Source organism: Streptomyces sp. NPDC005070 (assembly GCF_053600395.1).
The window spans coordinates 15,608-34,153 of record NZ_JBSFZS010000087.1 but is presented as its reverse complement, the minus strand read 5'-3'; the positions used below and the strand labels follow the sequence as shown (position 1 = coordinate 34,153).

17 protein-coding genes are annotated in these 18,546 nt (G+C 71.8%); 4 read left to right on the top strand and 13 right to left on the bottom strand.

What is annotated here, in order from left to right:
- Positions 1-70: 70 nt before the first annotated feature.
- A complete protein-coding gene (locus ACWEBX_RS26265; RefSeq protein ID WP_451887270.1) occupies positions 71-1,114 on the bottom strand; it encodes an NAD(P)-dependent alcohol dehydrogenase in 1,044 nt (347 codons plus the stop codon).
- A 175-nt stretch (positions 1,115-1,289) separates the two neighbouring features.
- On the opposite strand from ACWEBX_RS26265, the gene ACWEBX_RS26260 reads away from it, so the two are divergent.
- Positions 1,290-2,204, top strand: coding sequence for a helix-turn-helix domain-containing protein (locus ACWEBX_RS26260; RefSeq protein WP_451887269.1), 915 nt, complete (start codon positions 1,290-1,292; stop codon positions 2,202-2,204).
- Positions 2,205-2,223: 19 nt separating this feature from the next.
- Here ACWEBX_RS26260 and ACWEBX_RS26255 read toward each other — a convergent pair whose 3' ends face one another.
- The 5 genes from ACWEBX_RS26255 to ACWEBX_RS26235 all read right to left on the bottom strand — a co-directional run bounded on the left by ACWEBX_RS26255 (position 2,224) and on the right by ACWEBX_RS26235 (position 7,412).
- Positions 2,224-2,994: a globin domain-containing protein gene (locus tag ACWEBX_RS26255; RefSeq protein WP_451887268.1), complete on the bottom strand. Its 771-nt coding sequence runs from the start codon at positions 2,992-2,994 to the stop codon at positions 2,224-2,226.
- 131 nt (positions 2,995-3,125) lie between these two features.
- A complete protein-coding gene (locus ACWEBX_RS26250; protein ID WP_451887267.1) occupies positions 3,126-3,809 on the bottom strand; it encodes an ABC transporter ATP-binding protein in 684 nt (227 codons plus the stop codon).
- 41 nt (positions 3,810-3,850) lie between these two features.
- Positions 3,851-5,308, bottom strand: coding sequence for an ABC transporter permease (locus ACWEBX_RS26245; RefSeq protein WP_451887266.1), 1,458 nt, complete (start codon positions 5,306-5,308; stop codon positions 3,851-3,853).
- A gap of 245 nt (positions 5,309-5,553) precedes the next feature.
- On the bottom strand, positions 5,554-6,822 hold the full coding sequence (locus tag ACWEBX_RS26240; RefSeq protein WP_451887265.1) for a L,D-transpeptidase: 1,269 nt from the start codon (positions 6,820-6,822) through the stop codon (positions 5,554-5,556).
- A 242-nt stretch (positions 6,823-7,064) separates the two neighbouring features.
- Positions 7,065-7,412 (bottom strand): hypothetical protein, encoded by a 348-nt coding sequence (locus ACWEBX_RS26235; protein ID WP_451887264.1) that lies wholly within the window; start codon positions 7,410-7,412, stop codon positions 7,065-7,067.
- A 110-nt stretch (positions 7,413-7,522) separates the two neighbouring features.
- On the opposite strand from ACWEBX_RS26235, the gene ACWEBX_RS26230 reads away from it, so the two are divergent.
- Together ACWEBX_RS26230 and ACWEBX_RS26225 are read left to right on the top strand one after the other, a co-directional pair.
- Entirely contained in the window at positions 7,523-7,915 is a 393-nt protein-coding gene (locus ACWEBX_RS26230; RefSeq protein WP_451887263.1) for a hypothetical protein, read from the top strand.
- Between the two features lie 38 nt (positions 7,916-7,953).
- The gene (locus ACWEBX_RS26225; RefSeq protein WP_451887262.1) at positions 7,954-8,706 is read left to right on the top strand and encodes a DUF2625 family protein; all 753 of its coding nucleotides are present in this window, start codon (positions 7,954-7,956) and stop codon (positions 8,704-8,706) included.
- 150 nt (positions 8,707-8,856) lie between these two features.
- On the opposite strand, the gene ACWEBX_RS26220 is transcribed toward ACWEBX_RS26225, so the two are convergent.
- The 6 genes from ACWEBX_RS26220 to ACWEBX_RS26195 form a co-directional block, all read right to left on the bottom strand.
- Positions 8,857-10,653 (bottom strand): DEAD/DEAH box helicase, encoded by a 1,797-nt coding sequence (locus ACWEBX_RS26220; RefSeq protein WP_451887261.1) that lies wholly within the window; start codon positions 10,651-10,653, stop codon positions 8,857-8,859.
- 135 nt (positions 10,654-10,788) lie between these two features.
- On the bottom strand, positions 10,789-10,992 hold the full coding sequence (locus ACWEBX_RS26215; RefSeq protein ID WP_261702157.1) for a cold-shock protein: 204 nt from the start codon (positions 10,990-10,992) through the stop codon (positions 10,789-10,791).
- A gap of 220 nt (positions 10,993-11,212) precedes the next feature.
- Positions 11,213-12,751, bottom strand: a complete 1,539-nt coding sequence (gene hutH, locus ACWEBX_RS26210; protein WP_451887272.1) for a histidine ammonia-lyase — start codon at positions 12,749-12,751, stop codon at positions 11,213-11,215.
- 141 nt (positions 12,752-12,892) lie between these two features.
- A complete protein-coding gene (locus ACWEBX_RS26205) occupies positions 12,893-14,050 on the bottom strand; it encodes a diguanylate cyclase domain-containing protein (RefSeq protein WP_451887260.1) in 1,158 nt (385 codons plus the stop codon).
- A gap of 84 nt (positions 14,051-14,134) precedes the next feature.
- Positions 14,135-14,962 (bottom strand): enoyl-CoA hydratase/isomerase family protein, encoded by an 828-nt coding sequence (locus ACWEBX_RS26200; RefSeq protein WP_451887259.1) that lies wholly within the window; start codon positions 14,960-14,962, stop codon positions 14,135-14,137.
- Between the two features lie 170 nt (positions 14,963-15,132).
- Positions 15,133-15,435, bottom strand: coding sequence for a hypothetical protein (locus tag ACWEBX_RS26195; protein ID WP_451887258.1), 303 nt, complete (start codon positions 15,433-15,435; stop codon positions 15,133-15,135).
- A gap of 886 nt (positions 15,436-16,321) precedes the next feature.
- On the opposite strand from ACWEBX_RS26195, the gene ACWEBX_RS26190 reads away from it, so the two are divergent.
- A complete protein-coding gene (locus ACWEBX_RS26190; RefSeq protein WP_451887257.1) occupies positions 16,322-16,870 on the top strand; it encodes a hypothetical protein in 549 nt (182 codons plus the stop codon).
- Between the two features lie 73 nt (positions 16,871-16,943).
- On the opposite strand, the gene ACWEBX_RS26185 is transcribed toward ACWEBX_RS26190, so the two are convergent.
- Positions 16,944-18,347: an adenylate/guanylate cyclase domain-containing protein gene (locus ACWEBX_RS26185; protein ID WP_451887256.1), complete on the bottom strand. Its 1,404-nt coding sequence runs from the start codon at positions 18,345-18,347 to the stop codon at positions 16,944-16,946.
- Positions 18,348-18,546: the final 199 nt, after the last annotated feature.

Sequence of the window (18,546 nt, the reverse complement as noted above, 5' to 3'; positions counted from 1 at the left end):
CGTACGACGGGAACGGCGCCTTCGGTGTCACACGCCGTCTTGTGCCACGAAGCGGCCGGCTCGGCCGGGACTACCGGATCGTGGCCGTGTCGATCACGAAGCGGTAGCGCACGTCGCTCGCCAGGACCCGCTCGTACGCCTCGTTGATCTCGGACGCGTCGATCAGTTCGATCTCGGCGCCGAAGCCGTTCGCGGCGCAGAAGTCCAGCATCTCCTGCGTCTCCTGGATGCCGCCGATGCCGGAGCCCGCGAGGGTCTTGCGGCCGCCGATCACCGAGAACAGGTTGAGCCGGACCGGCTCCTCGGGCGCGCCCACGTTCACGAAGGCGCCGTCCGTGCGCAGCAGGGCGAGGTAGGCGTCCAGGTCCAGCGGGGCGGAGACGGTGGACAGGATCAGGTCGAACGTGCCGCGCAGCGCCTTGAAGGTCTCCGGGTCGCTGGTGGCGTGGTAGTGGTCGGCGCCCAGCTTCAGGCCGTCGTCCTTCTTGCGCAGCGACTGGGAGAGGACCGTGACCTCGGCGCCGAGGGCGTGGGCGATCTTGACGCCCATGTGGCCGAGGCCGCCCATGCCGAGAATGGCGACCTTCTTGCCGGGGCCCGCGTTCCAGTGCTTGAGCGGGGAGTACGTGGTGATGCCGGCGCAGAGCAGCGGCGCGGCGACATCGAGGGAGATGCCGTCGGGGATGCGCAGGGTGTAGTTCTCGTCGACGACGATCTTCTGGGAGTAGCCGCCGTAGGTGGGCTCGCCGTCCTTGCCGACGGCGTTGTACGTGCCGACGCCGCCGCCGGTGCAGTACTGCTCCAGACCGGCCTTGCAGTTGTCGCACTCGCGGCAGGAGTCGACGAGGCAGCCGACGCCCACGCGGTCGCCGACCTTGAACTTGGTGACGCCGGAGCCGACCTCGGCGACGATGCCGGCGATCTCGTGGCCCGGCACCATGGGGAAGGCGGCCTTGCCCCAGCCCTCGCGGGCCTGGTGGATGTCGGAGTGGCAGATGCCGGCGAACTTGATGTCGATCAGGACGTCGTGCTCCCTGACCGCGCGACGCTCGATGGTGGTGCGCTCCAGCGGAGCCTTGGCGGCGGGCGCGGCGTACGCAACGACAGTGGTCATGCCGGAGTTCTCCTCGGGAGGGGGGTGGTCCGTGCCCGGCTGTCTCGCGCCGGGCACGGCGTCAAGCCTGCCCGATCCCGCACGGCTCACCCAGACCACGGTTCTGCGTACGTTCGCTGGTCCTACCACTGGCGGGGTCAGGCTCGGCGGCGTACGACCGGTTGATACTGGAGGCATGGATGAACAGCCCTCCGCAGAGCCCGCCGGGGAAGCGGCCCTCCCCCTCGACCGGCGTGCCGAGCTGAGCGAGTTCCTGCGCAGCCGCCGTGCCCGGCTGAAGCCGGAGGACGTCGGGATGCCCGACTTCGGGCGGCACCGCCGGGTGCCCGGGCTGCGCCGTGAGGAGCTGGCCCAGCTCGCCGGGGTGTCCGTCGCCTACTACACGCGCCTGGAGCAGGGGCATGGACGCAATGTGTCGGCGGAGGTGCTGGACGCCATCGCGAAGGCACTGCGGCTGACGGATGCTGAGCACAACCACCTCACGCACCTCGCGAAGCCCAAGCAGCACAAGAAGCGGCAGGCGGCGCGGCCGCAGCAGGTGCGCGGCTCCCTGCGTCAGCTTCTCGACACCCTCGACGGCGTCCCGGCGTACATCACCGGACGGCGCTCCGACGTGCTCGTGTGGAACCGGATGGCGGCGGCCGTCTTCGGGGACTGGTCGGAGCTGCCGCCGCAGGAGCGGAACTGGGCGCGGATGGTCTTTCTGCGGCCCGAGTACCGGGATCTTTTCGTGGAGTGGGAGCAGAAGGCGATCGACATCGTCTGTCTGCTGCGCATGGACGCGGGCTGCCATCCGGACGATCCGCGGCTGGCCGCGCTGGTCGGGGAGCTGTCCGTGAAGAGCGAGGACTTCCGGCGGCTGTGGGCGACGCACGACGTGAAGGAGAAGAGCCACGGGGTGAAGCTGCTGCGGCATCCGCTGGTGGGCGACCTCGCGTTGCAGTTCGAGTCGTTCCGGCTGATCGGGGACACGGAGCTGGCGCTGGTCACGTATCACGCGGAGCCGGGGTCGGGCTCGGCCGAGGCCCTGCGGCTGCTGGCGTCGTGGGGGACGGACGCGACCCGCGCGGGCGCGTCCTCACCCCACTGATGACGCGGATGCGCCCGGCTCAGGGCTGGTACGGCGGCGCGGCCCCCCAGGTCCACCTCGGTACGGGCTGCTCCGCCGGCGGTGTCGCGTCCGGGCCGGAGAAGTACACGGCCAGCCTCGTGCCCCACTCGGCGTAGGCGAGGAACGCGGAGCGGAACTCGGCGTCGGTGGGGAGTCCCGCGTCGTCGGCGGCGTCCTGGAGGAGGTTCACCCAGCGGCGGCGCTGGACCTCCGTGATGCCCTTGCCCAGGTGCTTGGCGACCATGTGACCGTGGCCGCCCTGGGCCTCGGAGTACCCCGGCGGTCCGCCGAAGACCTCGCCGAGCCAGAGGGCCACGTGGGCGGCGTGTTCGGGCGCGAGACCCGCGAACAGCGGCGCGAGGAGGTCGTCCTTGAGGACCTTGTCGTAGAACGCCTCGGTGAGACGGGCGAACGCCTCGGCGCCGCCCGCCCAGGCGTAGAGCGTGGGCACGGAGGCGCCCTGGCCGCGCACGGAGGTCGGTTTGTAGTGGCGCATCTCCTCGATGCTGCCGATGTACGGGCGGATCTCGGCGAGGAAGTCCGGGAAAAGCTCGGAGGCGCGGAAGCCCTCGATGTGGTCCTCGGTCGAGGTCCAGGTGATCCTCAGGACGAAGTGCTCGAAGTCCTCCTCGCAGCGCGCGAGTTCGTAGTCGACGCACTGCGGGGCCGCCGCGAGCTGGACGGCGGCACGGGTGTAGGCGGCCAGGAACGCGGCCGACTGCTCCTCGGGAATGCGGTACCGGATGTATTCGACTGTCGAGACGGTCATGCCCCCACACAAACACGGAAGGGCCACCGGAAGCTCTGTTTCCGGTGGCCCTTTCGCTGCGGGCTCATTCCCGCGCCGCGGGACGCGTGCGCGCCGCCGCTACGGTGCCGAGGGATGCGTGCGCGCCGCCACTACAGCCCCGCGTTCTCCTTGACGGTGATCTTCCCCTTGCGGATGGTCGCGACGCGCGGGGCCTTCTTCGCGATCGCGGAGTCGTGCGTGACCATGATGAAGGTCAGGCCGTGCTCCTTCCACATGGCTTCGAGCACCTCCATGATCTCGTCGCGCATGCTCTCGTCGAGGTTGCCGGTGGGCTCGTCGGCGAGCAGCACCTTGGGCTGCTTGACCAGGGCACGGGCGATCGCCACGCGTTGCTGCTGACCGCCCGAGAGCTCGGCGGGCAGGTGCCCGAGTCGCTCGGCGAGCCCCACGGACTCCAGGGCCGCGGCGGCCCGCTCACGCCGTTCCTTCGCCTTGACCCGCAGCGGTACGAGCGCGGTCTCGACGTTCTCCTGGGCGGTGAGCGTGGGGATCAGGTTGAAGCTCTGGAACACGAAGCCGATGTTCTCGCTGCGCACCTTGGTGAGCTTCGCCTCGGACAGCTTCGCCATGTCGACGCCGTCGAGTTCGACGCTGCCCTCGGTGGGACGGTCGAGCCCACCGAGCATCTGGAGCAGGGTGGACTTGCCGCCGCCGGTGGGGCCCTGGATGACGAGCCGGTCGCCGTCGCCGATCGTCAGATCGATCCCGGCGAGCGCGTTGATCGATTCCTTGCCCCGCACATAGCGCTTGATGACGCCTCTGAGTTCGTACATGGTGTTACTCCTGGGATACGTAAGTACGTATGGGGCGGGGCTTATTCGACGCGGCGCAGGGCGTCGGCGGGACGCAGCCGGGAGGCGCGCCAGCCGCCGAAGGCACCGGCGATCAAGCCACCGGCCACGGCCAGGCCCACCGCGATGACGATGGTGTTGACGCTGACGGGCGCGGTGAGCGCGACGTCGAGGGCCTTGGAGGCGCTCTCCCGCGCCGGGCCGCCGAAGCCGCCGCCACCGAGGCCGCCGCCTCCGCCACGGCCCGCACTCGCCACCTGGGCCTGGAGGTTGGGGCTGATCTCGGTGACGACGTAGGCGCCCGCGAGGCCGAGGGCGATGCCGAGGACGCCGCCGACCAGACCGTTGACGATGGCCTCGCCGACCACCTGGCGGGTCACGCGGCTCGACTTCCAGCCGAGTGCCTTGAGGGTGCCGAACTCCCGCACACGGCGGGAGACGGCGGAGGAGGTGAGCAGGCCGGCGACCAGGAACGCGGCCACGAGCACCGCGATCGACAGCCACTTGCCGACGTTCGAGGCGAGGTTCGAGGCGGTGGACAGGGAGCCGGAGACCGTGTCCGCGAGGTCGGCGGAGGTGGTGACCGTCGTGCCCGAGATGTTCTTCTGGATGGTGCTCTTGACGCCGGCGATCTGCTGCGAGTCCGAGGCCTTGACGTAGATCGTCGTGACCTTGTTCTTGGAGCCGCTGAGCGTCTGCGCCTGCTGGAGCGGAATGTAGAGGTTGGCCGCCGCGTCGCCGCTGTCCGGCGTCGCGATACCGATGATCTTGTACTTGACGCTCTTGATGGTGACGGTGCCACCGAGCTTGAGCTTCTTCTCCTTGGCGTACGACTTGTCCGCGACGACGACCTTGGCGTTCGTCTCGGAGGTCTTGAACGTACGACCACTGGTGATCTTCGACGAGGTCAGGGGGCCGAGGGCCGGCTTGGTGACGTCGGTGCCGTAGACCGTGTAGTTGTTGACGTCGAAGTTGGCGCCGCCGCCCTCGACACGGCCCTGCGGGGACTGCTGGGCCCCGGGGCTGCCCTGCCGGCTGCCGCCGCCGCTGTTCTGGTCCTGCTTGAACTGGCCGCGCGTGAACTGGCCGTTGATGCGGACGACCTGGAGGCTCAGGCCGCCGACGGAGTCCGCGACGCCCTGCTGCGCGTCGACCTTGGAGACGGTCGAGGAAGCCAGGGTCTGGAAGCCCTGGACCATGACGCGGTCGCTGCTCTGTTCCTTGTCGGAATCGCTGTCGTTCGCGTCGAAGTTGAAGCGGGGGCGGTCGCTTGTGCTCTGGGCGGCGGCGGCCTTGGTGACCGTCATGTCGGTCCCGAGCCCGTACAGGGACTGCAGGACCTTGCCCTGGGCCTTCTCCATGCCCGAGGACACGGAACTGACCACGATGACCAGGGCTATGCCCAGGGCGAGCCCGGAGGCGACGACGAGGGCCGCCTTTCTGCGGCGGCGCAGTTCGCGCCTCAGGTAGGTGAAGAACATGCGCCGCAAGCTAGTTACGGCGCGTGATGAAGGAATAAGGCCGAAATAAGAGAACCATGAGAAGGCTGTGGCCGGGCCCAGAAATCTTTGGGAGACACCGATGCGGGAGACGCCGACGTGAGTGAACACCGATGCGGCGGCGGCCCGTGGGGGCCGCCGCCGCATCGGTGTTCACTCACTCGCGCCCCGGCCTCGGCCGGTCCGCCGGACGGGGCCCGGTCTCGGCCGGGCCCCCGCGTCTCGGATCAGGCGGCCGAACCGGCCTTCCAGGCCGCCCAGTCCAGGTTCCAGCCGTTGAGGCCGTTGTCCGGGGCGATGGTCTTGTCGCCGGTGTTCTTGACGACCACGACGTCACCGATCAGCGAGTGGTTGAAGAACCACGCGGCGGGCGTGTTGGCGTCGTTGGCGCCCTTGGTGTCGGACAGGCCGACACAGCCGTGGCTGGTGTTGACGGAGCCGAAGATGGACTTCGCGCCCCAGTAGTTGCCGTGGATGAAGGTGCCGGAGTTCGACAGACGCATCGCGTGCGGCACGTCCTTGATGTCGTACTCGCCCTTGCCGTCGTCGTTCGTGAAGCCGACGGTCGAGCCGTCCATCCGGGTCTCCTTGAACTTCTGGGAGATCACCATCTGGCCCTGGTACGTGGTGTGGTCCGGAGCACCCGCGGAGATCGGGATGGTCTTGACGACCTTGCCGTCCTGGGTGACCTGCATCGTCTTGGTCTTGGCGTCGACGATGGAGACCTGGTTGCGGCCGATCTTGAAGGTGACCGTCTTCTGCTGCACGCCGTAGACACCGCTCGCGCCCTGGACCCCGTCGAGGTTCAGCTTGAGGGTGACGGTGGAGCCGCCCGTCCAGTAGTCCTCCGGACGGAAGTCCAGGCGGTTGGCGTTGAACCAGTGCCCGACGACCTCCTGGCCGCTGCTGGAGGAGACGGTGATCCCCTTCTGCACCGCGGCCTTGTCGGTGATCGCCTTGTCGAAGTTGATCGAGACCGGCATGCCGACACCGACGGTGGAACCGTCCTCGGGCGTGAAGTTGCCGATGAAGCTGTTGGTGGGGGAGACCGTGGTGAACGACGCGTTCTCGTGGGCCGTGCGGCCCTCGGAGTCGGCGGCCTCGGCGGCGATCTTGTACGTGGTGGCGCGGTCGAGGCGGTTCAGCGGCTTCCAGCTCTTCTTGTCCGCCGATATCTGACCGGCGACCGCGGTGCCGGTCGCGGTCTTCATCGTGACGGACGTGAGCGTGCCCTTGGTGACCGTGACGGCGGTGCCGTTGTTGATCGAGGCGTTGTCGGAGCCGTCCTTGGGCGTGATCTTGATCAGGGCCTCGGACGTCTTCTTGGCCGCGGCCTCGTCGACCTTGGCCTGCGACGTGGAGTCGCCGCCGTCCGACGCGCCGGCCTTGTCTCCGCCTCCGCTGCACGCAGTGAGCACCAGCACCCCGCCGAGCAGTGCGGACGCCGCCACAAGACGCTTGCGCCGCTTACTGTTCGTCATCACACGCTTCTCCATCGTCGCCAATACCCAAAAGGACCACGGGAGTCCCGTAACCAGTTAGAACGCCGCAACCGGTCAGTCCCGTTCCACTTCCCGCACAAGTGTGGCCCACACCACGTCCGCCGGATCCGGGCGCGAGGGCCGAAGCCGTACGGAGGGGTGATGCGAGGTGGGTGGTACGGAGCGGCCCGTGCCGCGCCGGGGGCAAGGAGCCCCGGACGGCGGCCACCGGCCGGGGTCACGCCTCCCGGACCACGTCAGCCGCGCACATCTTCCTCGTCGTCCTCGTCAGCATCATCCTCCTCGTCGATGTCCCAATCCGACGAATCAGGATCGTAGTCAACGGGCTCACTGCTCCACGACGCCTGAGCGAGTTCGACTCCGGGCACCTCGCTGACCAGGTCGAACGGATCGACGAGATACGCCAGCGCTTCCGCAGTGTCTTCCGTCACTGCGCCCTCGGCGTGCGCCCTTTCCTCGGCCGGCATGTCCGCATCATCATTGATCCGGTCCAGTGCGGCCCGGGTGACGGCGTCGGCGTCACCGATCTCCAGCACGAGTTCGACACGAAGCCGGACAAACTGTGAAGTCTCAGGGGTACTCATGGGAGGGAGCGTACGACTCCTGGCATGCGCGACTTTCCCACGACCCGCGCCGTTCACTAGCATCGGCCCGCACGGCCAATTCGCAAGCGCCACAAGGGGATCGATATTTCGTGTCCGCCGCACGTCGATCGTTGCTGACCGCCACCGCAGCGGGGACCCTCCTGGGTGCCCTGTGGTTCGTCCCGTCCGCCAACGCGACCCAGGACGTACCGTCACCGAACGCGACGACGTCGGCGTCCACGGTACCGACCGTCACCGCGACGACACGAATGTCCACCGATTCGGGCGACAGCGGGGCCCGTACGGTCTCCGACGACAACGGGCCGAGCGCGCTCTCCGACGGCAACAGGCCGGGCACGCCGTCCGGTGACGACGGGACCCGGCTCGCGGACACCGGCGCCGTGGACACCACGCCGTATCTCGTCGGCGGCACGCTCTTCCTCGGTCTGGGCGCCGGATTCGTGGCGTATTCCGTGCGCCGAGAGCGCATGATTGCCTACTGAGCGCACCGACCGCGTTCCGGACAACCCACGGGGAAGCCATGCGAAAGCTGAGCGAGCTGACCGACGTCGAGGAACCGGCCTGGCCGCTGCTGTCCAAGGTCCTCGCCACCAGCGGGGTGTCCATGGAAGTTCCTCCCGTGGACACGGACCTGGGCCGCGCGAGCCTGCTCCAACTCCAGGTCACGGCACGGTCGTGGCTGGGCGGGATGGTGCTCAACTGCGGCGGTGTGGTGCTGGACAGCGGATGGCTGCGGATCTACGGCAGTCCGGTCGAGGACTCCTCCACGGGGCTGCCGGGCGGCTCGACGGACCTGCCCTCGCTGGCCGAAGTCAACGAATTCCCCGAGTACTTCGACCCGGACTGGCGCCCGCGGGACGGCGGGCTCGTCGTCGGCCACGACGTGCTGGGCGGGGTGTTCGTCCTCAACGGCCCCGACCCGGAGTCGGTGGGGCGTCCCGGTCATCCCGGCGAGGTCGTGTACTTCGCGCCGGACTCACTGAAGTGGGAGGCGCTCGAAGTGGGCCACGGGGCATGGCTCCAGTGGCTCCTGCACGAGGGCACGGACCATTTCTACGACACGCTGCGCTGGCCCGGCTGGCGGGCCGAGTCCGGCGCTCTCACGGGCACCCAGGGGCTGTCCGTGGTGCCGTTCCTGTGGTCGGCGGAGGCGCGGCGCGACCTCATGTCGACCAGCCGCCGAGCGGTGCCGCTGGCCGAAATCCTCAGCCTGCACCGGGATTTCGCCCTGAAGCTGGACGGGGTGGACCCGGGTTTCCTCGGCGACGTCTGAACCCCCGCGGCACGGGCCCCGATCACGGCTCGGGCCGCCGCGAGAACCGATCTCCCGTCCCCGGAGGCTGGGCAGCTCACACGGCGGCCCCGCAACCCGAGGCGCATGCCAGGGGTTACGGGGCCACCGAAGCCGATCGGTCAGGTCAAGTCAGGCGGCCCTGCGCCCGCCGGCGCCCTGGCCGCCGTTCTGGCCGCCGTTCTGGCCACCGCGCTGCGGAGCACGCCCGCGGCCGCCGGAGCGACCCGCACCCGCGCCGCCACCGGCCTCGCCACGACGACCCGCGCCGCCACCGGCGTCCGTACGACGACCCGCGCCGCCACCGGCCTCGCTACGACGGCCCGCGGCCGCTCCTCCCGCTTCCGTGCGACGGCTCGCGCCGGTGCCCGTGCGGCGTCCGGCGGACGTGCCGCCCGTCGCGGCGCCCGCGTCCGTGCCCGGACGTCCGCCGCGACGGCGGGCCTGGCCGTCCGAACCGGTGCTCGCGCGTCCGGCCGTGTCGCCGCCGGCGACCGCCGGGCGCCGGGCCCCGCCACCGGTGGCCCGCCGCGTCTTGGGCCGCGCCTTCGGCTGCTCGACCGGCTGCGGGACCTCGATGACGACCGGGACACCGGAAGGCTCGCGGGCGCCGGTGAGACGGGCGAGTTCCTCGTCGCTGGACTTCACGCGGGCGGTGCGCGGCGTGATGCCCGCGTCCGCCATCAGCCGCGTCATCTCACGCTTCTGCTCGGGGAGCACCAGGGTGACGACGCTGCCGGACTCTCCGGCGCGGGCGGTGCGGCCGCCGCGGTGGAGGTAGTCCTTGTGGTCGGTCGGCGGGTCGACGTTGACCACGAGGTCGAGGTCGTCGATGTGGATGCCGCGGGCCGCCACGTTGGTGGCGACGAGCGCGGTGACCTGACCGTTCTTGAACTGGTCGAGGGTGCGGTTGCGCTGCGGCTGGCTGCGCCCGCCGTGCAGGGCGGAGGCCCGGACACCGCTGGCGAGCAGCCGCTTGGTGAAGCGGTCGGCGCCGCGCTTGGTGTCGACGAAGAGGATCACCCGGCCGTCGCGGGCGGCGATGCGCAGCGCGACCGCCTTCTTGTCGGTCTCGTCGGCGACGTGCAGCACGTGGTGCTCCATGGTCGTCACCGCGCCCGCGGACGGGTCGACGGAGTGCACCACGGGATCGGTGAGGAACATCTTGACGAGCCGGTCGATGTTCTTGTCGAGCGTGGCCGAGAAGAGCAGCCGCTGGCCGCCCGGCTCGACCTGCTTGAGCAGCGCGGTGACCTGCGGCATGAAGCCCATGTCGGCCATCTGGTCGGCCTCGTCCAGCACGGTGATCGCGACCTGGCCGAGGGCGCAGTCGCCCCGCTCGATGAGGTCCTTGAGCCGGCCCGGCGTGGCCACGAGCACCTCGGCGCCGCGGCGCAGCGTGCCGGCCTGACGACCGATCGACATCCCGCCCACGGCCGTGGCCACGCGCAGGTTGACGGCGGTGGCGTACGGCGTGATCGCGTCGTCGACCTGCTGGGCGAGTTCGCGCGTGGGGACGAGGACGAGCGCGAGCGGGTGCCTCGGCTCGGCACGGCGGCCGGCGGTGCGGGCCAGGAGCGCGAGCCCGAAGGCGAGCGTCTTGCCGGAACCGGTGCGTCCCCGGCCGAGTACGTCGCGCCCGGCGAGGGAGTTGGGCAGCGTGGCGCCCTGGATCGGGAAGGGATCGGTGACACCCTGGGCCGCGAGGGTCTTCGTCAGGGCGGCCGGCATGTCCAGCGCGTCGAAGGACTCGACGGCGGGCAGCGCCGGGGTGACGGTCTCGGGCAGGGAGAACTCCTGCGGCGGCGCGACCTTGCGGGGGGCGCCACCGCGGCCCGCGCCACGGCCTGCGCTCTTCGCTGAGCCGCCGGTCTGTGCGGCGCGCGCGTTTGCCGGCCGCTTACGGACGGGACGTTCGGATCGAGTCATGCTGGATCTGGATTTCCTTCCTGGGCCCCACGGACTGCACACACAGCGCTCACCGACTGCATGAGCTGTCACAGCGCTGAGCCGGGACCCGCACCCGAAGGGGCGGGACCCGGCTCTGGAAAAGCGCGCCTCGAACTAGGCGGGGAGGATGTTCTCCGCCTGCAGGCCCTTCTGGCCCTGCGTGACCTCGAAGGAGACCTTCTGGCCCTCGACGAGCTCACGGAAGCCGGAGCTGGCGATGTTCGAGTAGTGGGCGAAGACGTCGGGGCCGCCGCCGTCCTGCTCGATGAAGCCGAAGCCCTTTTCCGAGTTGAACCACTTCACGGTGCCAGTAGCCATGTTGTTCTCCTGAACAGGTAGTGGGCCCCCATCCGGAGATGCACCGGGTAATGCCGGAGATGCCGGTAAAACAAAACGCGCCTGCGGAGGATTCCGATCAGGCGCACAAAGTAAATGGGTACCAAAAACGTATCAATGAGACAGTAGCACACCCTGATACCAGGGGGCGAGGCGAGGCATGTGGGCCGGGACACACCCGGCCCACATGCTACGGGCTCGGCTAGGCGAGCGGGCCGGTCACCGGCTCCACCGCGGCCACCACACCGCCCGCGCGCACGAACGCGTCCGCCGCCGCCAGGTCGGGGGCGAGGAAGCGGTCCGGGCCGGGGCCCTGGACACCGGCCGCGCGGACCGCGTCGATGACCGCCCGCGAGGCAGGGGCCGGGGTCAGACCCTCGCGCAGTTCGATCGCGCGAGTGGCGGCGTACAGCTCGATGGCCACGATCCGGGTCAGGTTGTCCACGGAGGTGCGCAGCTTGCGCGCCGCCGACCAGCCCATGGAGACGTGGTCCTCCTGCATCGCGGAGGAGGGGATGGAGTCCGCGGACGCCGGGACGGCGAGCCGCTTCATCTCGCTGACCAGAGCGGCCTGCGTGTACTGGGCGATCATCAGGCCCGAGTCGACGCCGGCGTCGTCCGCGAGGAACGGCGGCAGTCCGTGCGAGCGGTTCTTGTCGAGCAGCCGGTCGGTGCGGCGCTCGGCGATCGAGCCGAGGTCGGCGGCGGCGATGGCGAGGAAGTCGAGGACGTAGGCGACGGGGGCGCCGTGGAAGTTGCCGTTCGACTCGACGCGTCCGTCGGGGAGCACGACCGGGTTGTCGACGGCGGCGGCCAGCTCGCGCTCGGCGACCGTGCGGGCGTGGGCGAGGGTGTCCCGGCCGGCGCCGGCGACCTGCGGGGCGCAGCGCACGGAGTAGGCGTCCTGGACGCGCGGGGCGTCGTCCTGGTGGTGACCGGTCAGCTCCGAACCCTTCAGCACGGCCAGCATGTTGGCGGCGCTGGCGCTCTGCCCGGGGTGCGGGCGGATGGCGTGCAGCTCGGGGGCGAGGACCTTGTCCGTGCCGAGGAGCGCTTCGAGGGAGAGCGCGGCGGTGACGTCGGCCGACTTGTACAGCGCCTCCAGGTCGGCGAGGGCCATGACCAGCATGCCGAGCATGCCGTCGGTGCCGTTGAGGAGGGCGAGGCCCTCCTTCTCGCGCAGCTCGACGGGGGTGATGCCGGCCTCGGCGAGCAGCTCGCCCGCGGGGCGCACGACACCGTCGGGGCCTTCGGCGTCGCCCTCGCCCATCAGGGTCAGGGCGCAGTGGGACAGCGGCGCCAGGTCGCCGGAGCAGCCGAGCGAGCCGTACTCGTGGACGACGGGGGTGATGCCCGCGTTCAGGATGTCCGCCATGGTCTGCGCGACCTCGGGCCGCACACCGGTGTGCCCGGAGCAGACGGTCTTGAGCCGCAGGAACATCAGCGCGCGGACGACCTCGCGCTCGACGCGCGGGCCCATGCCGGCGGCGTGCGAGCGGACGATGTTGCGCTGCAACTGGGCGCGCAGTTCCGGGCTGATGTGCCGGCTCGCCAGGGCACCGAAACCGGTGGAGACGCCGTAGACGGGCTCCGGCTTCGCGGCCAGCGCGTCCACGATCCCGCGGGCCGCGGCGAGGGCCGCCACCGCCTCGTCGGAGAGCTCGATCCGGGCGCCTTCGCGCGCCACGGCGAGAACATCGGACGCGGTCACTCCGGACGTCCCCACCACCACAGTGTGCATATCCATATTCAGGAGCGTACGCAGTGAATTCGATGATGTCACTAGTGGGCGGCGGGTTGACCCCTTACTCCGGCCTACGTCACAACGGCGGCTTCGTACGTCACGAAGGGCGCCGCGTCCGGCGCGCGGGCGCCGCGCAGGTCATGTGCGGGGCCTGTCGTGCCGTCCGCGGAACCTGCGGCGTTCGCCCGCCGTGGGCGAGGGCGCGTCCGCGAGGCGTACGACGGGATCGTCGGGGCCCTCGCGCCCGGCGACCACGGGTTTCGCGGCCCGGACGGCCTTCGCCCGGTACTGGGCCGCGTCCGCCAGCCGGAACAGCCGCCGCGCCGACCGTACGGGGCCGATCGCGTCCCCGGTCGAGGCGACCCCGCACGCCACCCCCTCGCCGAGCTCCAACTCCGCCGCCCGACAGCAGAGTTCACCGGCGATCCGCACCACGTCGTCCGCCGACGGGCCCACCGCGAGCAGACAGAACTCGTCGCCGCCCAGTCGCGCGGCGAGGGTGCCCGGGAGCATGGCCCCGCACAGCGAGAGCACCGACCCGAACCGTTCGAGGAGCCGGTCGCCGACGGCGTGCCCCCGGGTGTCGTTGACGCGCTTGAGTCCGTTGAGGTCGCAGACGACCAGACTGACCACGGCACCGTCCTCCCTGTGCCGCTCCACGGCCTCGTCGAGCCGTACGTCCACCGCGCGGCGGTTGGCCAGCCCGGTCAGGGAGTCGGTGTAGGCGAGGCGCCGGGCCTCCTCCAGACGCTCGGTCTGGGCGATCCCGGCCGCGACGACGGAGGCGAGGACGGTCGCGAAGTCGGCGTCCTGCGGACCGAAGACCGGCGCGCCCGCCGAACGGGCCACGTAGAGCTCGCCCCAGGCCCGCCCGTGCAGCACGATCGGTGCGACGACGCAGCAGCCGCGGCCCCGCCTGCGCAGCGCCGCCACCCGCTGGTGGCAGTACCCGAAGGCACCGACCGCGGGGCCGTCGGCGGTCTCGACCCAGGCGTTCGGCTCGCCGCCGCCCGCCCAGCGCTCGTGCAGGAACTCGGTGATCTCCGGGAACTGGTGCACCGGGTAGGCCTCCCCTTCGGGGAACTCGTCCTCGTCCGGGGCGCGCTCGCCCACGTTGGCCAGCACGCGCAGCCGGCCGAGTTCGCGCTCCCACACGGAGAGCGCGGCGAAGCTCCCCGTCAGCGCGTGACACGCGCCGAGGGCCGCGGCCCGCCACGACTCCCGCGGGGTGTGCGCCGCCGCCATCCCCTGCGCCAGCGTCACCACGGCCCTCAGCCGACTGTCCTCACCGCCCATCACCCCAGGCTAGGTATATTTGCCCATAATTGGGACATCAGCAGGGCGAACAGGGGTACGGCTCGCGAGGCCCGGATCCCGGGACTACTCCCCCGGCCACTCCGGCTTGCGCTTCTCGTTGAACGCGGCGACTCCCTCCGCCCGGTCCCCCGAGAAGGCGACGGACCGCCAGGCCGCGTCCTCGACCTCCAGACCGGCGCGCAGATCGAGTCCGTGCCCCAGGCGCAGGGCCCGCTTGGCGGCGCGCAGCCCGACCGGCGAGTTGGCGGCGATCCGGGTCGCCAGGGCGAGCGCCTCCGCCCGGTCCTGCCCGGTCTCCACCAACTCGTCCACCAGCCCCAACTCCCTTGCCTCGACGGCCCCCAGACGCCGCGCCGAGAAGATGAGCTCGGCGGCGCGCGCGGCTCCGACACGGCGCGGCAGAAGCTGCGTACCGCCGCCCCCGGGAATCACGCCGACGGACACCTCGGGCAGTCCGACGACCGCCGAACGGTCGGCCACGATCAGGTCGCAGGACAGCGCCAGCTCGAACCCGCCGCCCAGCGCGAAGCCGTGAACGGCGGCGACGGTCGGCATCGGCAGTTCCAGGACCCCGGTGTACGCGGACCGCGCGAGGGGCCGCTGCCGTACCAGCTCGGCGTCCGTGAAGGAGTTGCGCTCCTTCAGGTCGGCGCCGACACAGAAGGCACGTTCGTGCGTGGAGGTCAGTACGACCACGCGTACGTCCCGGTCGGCGGCGAGGGCGTCGCAGGCGCCGGCGATCGACCGCGCCATGTCCGTGGACACGGCGTTCATGGCCTTGGGCCGGTCGAGGACGAGCTCGGCGACGTGCCCGTGCCGCCGTACGGCCACGAACTCGCCGAACCTCCGCTCGCCCGGCTCCGCCGCCTGGTCCGCCTCTTGCTGCGCCATGACACCCTCCAGGTTAACGCGGGTTAACAATCGATGCCCCGATCATCGCAGCCGGGGCCGTCCGGCGAAACCCGCCCCCTCGGGTCGTACCACCTCGTTCGAGTGACATGTCGTCGAACTTCGTTTCGTCGCTCTCGGTGGGTGCATAACCTGCGCACCGCCGCAGCGCATCAGGGACACCGGCTCACCCGGGGAGGGACGACCATGACGAACCGCGAGACACCGCAGGCCACCAGCACCCGGCCGGGCCCGCGACCGACGCTCACACGACCGCCGGCCCAGCGGGTGGCCTCCGACACCGCCGGGGCAGGCACCTCGCCCGACCGGCCCCGCTCCACGCCGACGGCCGCCACGGCCTCCGCGGCGGCCGAGTCCGCCGCGCCCCCGGCCGCCCGGACCGCACCGGCGATCACCCGGTGGATCCGCGTCAAGCCGCTCAGCAGGGCGATGCCCGCCCCCGTGCCGCTCGACACCGCCGGGTCCGGTGCCCAGGACCCGCCCGCCGTGAGGACGCCCGCCGTCAGGACGGGAGGCGACCGGGTACCCGCCCCGGCGAAGACCGGGACCACGCCGGACCGGGCCGCGAAGGTCTGGGCCCCCGCCGCCGGGACGACGCCGAGCCCTCAGGGGGCGGCAGCCGAGGCGAGGACACAGGCAGCCGGAACGGCTCCGGAACCCGGGACCAAGACGCTGGAAGCCGACACGCGGGCACGGGAGACCGACGCAGGGGCGTCAGGCGCAGGAACACCGACGCCGACGCCGACACGGGAAGCCGGAACGCGGGCGCGGGAGACCGGGGCGACGGCGCTGAAGGCCGGAGCGCAGACGCGGGAAGCCGGAACGCGGGCACTGGAGGCGGCCGGAGCCACGGCGCGGGAATCCGGGGCTACGGCACGCGAAGCCGGGGCGAAGGCGCGCAAAGCCGAAACCGCGGCGCGGGAAGGCAGTGGCGCGGCCCGGGAAACCGGGGGCGTGGCCCGGGCCGGGGGCGCGCCCCAGCAGACGGGGAGTGCGGCCCGGGAAGCCGAGACCGCGGCCCGGGAAACCTTGGGCGCGGACCGGGAGACCGGGAGTGCGAACCCGGAAGCCAAGACCGCGGCTTGGGAAACCTTGGGCGCGGCCCGGGAGAGCGGGAGTGCCACCCCGGAAGCCAAGACCGCGACTCGGGAAGCCGGGAGTGCGGCTCGGGAAGCCAGGGGTGACGTGGGTCGGGCGGGGGTGGATCGTGCTGGTCGGGGGCGAGGGATCGTTCCGGCTGCGCGGGCGGGCGGGGCCGCGTACACGCACGGCGACGACGAGCCCGCGCCCGTCCGGCCGCGGGTCGTCCGGGGCCGGCACCGCAAGCCCCGTCCCCGCCGCGTGCTCTTCGCAGCGGGAGGGCTCGCGCTCGCCGCGGGTGTGCTGAGCCTGACCCGGATGGCACCGGACGCGGTGACCGGGAGCGCGGACGGAGGGCACGCGGAGGCCGAACCGGTCGCGACGGCCACGGACAACGGCGCGGCGGCGGGCGACGCCGTCCCCACCGTCGCGGCGATGCCTTCACCCACGCGGGCCGGAGCCGCGCCGGCGAGCCCCGCGATGGGCGGGACGAGCCCGGCGCCCACCTCGGACACGAGCGGGATCCCGGCGTCGGTGCGGACACCGGCCGCCGCGGTCCCTGCCGCTCACGGCGCGGCCCCCGCCGCCACGGAAGCGGGCGGCAGCACGGGCATCCCCACGGCCCCCGCGACGACACCGCCGGCCGCGCGGTCGACACCGCCGGCCACCGCGCCCGCCGAGACACCACGGCACACCCCGTCCCCGAGCCCGAGTACCTCGGCGCCGTCCCACCAGCAGCCGGGTGTGTGCGTACCGATCGTGGGGATCTGCGTGAACGGGCTGCTGTCGTCCGGCCAGGACGAACAGTGACCGGAGGGCGCAGAGCAGTGACCGGGAGGCACCGAGCCGTTACCCGGAGATGCCGAGCGGTGACCGGGAGGTGCTACGCGTCGTCGGCCCGGCGGGCCAGCAGCCACGGCTCGATGACGCCGAGACCTCGCACGGGCCGCTGCCACATCGGCTGGAGCGCGAAGCGGTACGAGGGGGGTTCCTCGCCCTCCTTCTCCGCGGCGGCCGCGGCCTCGGCGGCCTCCGCCTCGGAGGCGGGCGCGTCGCCGGTGCGGGTCAGCTCCTCGGCGAAGGCGCCGTCGACGAGCACGGCGTCGCGCGGCGCTATCGACGTGAGCCGGCTCGCCAGGTTCACGGTCGTGCCGAACACGTCGCCCATGCGTGTGGTCACCGCGCCGAAGGCGATGCCGACACGCAGCTCCGGCATCGTCTCGTCGTTCGCCATCGTCTCGATGAGCCGCAGTGCGATCTCGGCGGCGACACCGGCGTCGTCCGCGGAGTAGAGAACCTCGTCGCCCAGGGTCTTGATGAGCCGGCCCCCGTGGGCCGCCACCAGGTCCGCCGCGGTGGTCTCGAAGGCCTCGACGAGTTCGCCGAGCTCCTCCTCCTCCATGCGGCGCGTCAGCCGGGTGAAGCCGACGAGGTCGGCGAAGCCGACGGCGAGACGGCGGTCGACCATCTCCTCGTCGTCCGCCGCCTGCACGACCCGGCCGGTGGCCGCGGCGAGCTGGCGGCGCCAGACGTAGACGAGGAACTCCTCCAGCTCGGGCAGGAGCAGCTCCATCAGGGGGTACGTCACCTCGGTGCGGGTCATTCCCGGCTCCGGGGGCTCGGTGAGGCCCTCCAGGAAGGAATCGATCTGCCATTCGGCCAGACGGGCGGTGGTCTGCCCGGTGGAGCGGGCGACCTGGACGGCCATGGCCTCGCTCAGCAGGCCCGCCTCGACGAGACCGGCGAGGCGGCGCAGCGCGAGCACGTCCGCCTCGGTCAGCGCCTTGGCCTGGCCGATGTCCGCGAAGCCCATCGCCCGCCAGAAGCGGGAGGCCAGTTCCATGGAGACGCCCGCGCTGCGGGCCGCCTGGAACGGGGTGTACCGCCGCTCGGCGCCGAGGATCAGCCCCTCGAGGCGCAGCGCGAGCGGGTCGCCCTCGGAGTCCGGTTCGGCCTGGGGGTCCACCCGCCCGTTCGCCTCGTGCCGCGCGTCGGGCCGGACCTCGGGCCGCGCGCCGCCGTCGCCGCCGTGGTCGTCGCCGCGGGGGCGGCTCCCCGCCGGGACGAGGTCGCCACTGGAAGGACCGGTTCCCGCGTCCTGGCGGTCGTCCGGGCGGTGGTTCGGGCGGGTGCCGGGCCCGGCGTCGGGGACTGCCTCGTGCCGGGCCTCGTCGGCCGCGGCGGCCCGTGCGGGTGTCGCGTCCGTGACCGGCCCGGCGGTACGGCCGGGCTCGCCGCCGGAGGCGGGGTGGGCACCCGTGCCGGAGCCGGTGTCGTCGACGGTCACTCCTGCTGCCCTTCCGATCTGCCGTGGTCAGGTTCGACCGCGCTCAACTCTACGGCAGGTGTGCGCTGGCTCACTCCCGATGGCGGGACCGGGGCCGGAGAGGTGCCGAAGGTCTGGACCACTCACCGTCCCGTGCCGTCACACACCCCACCGTCCCGCGCGCCCGCCCCACCCGCCGCCGGAGTCCCTCCGCACCGCA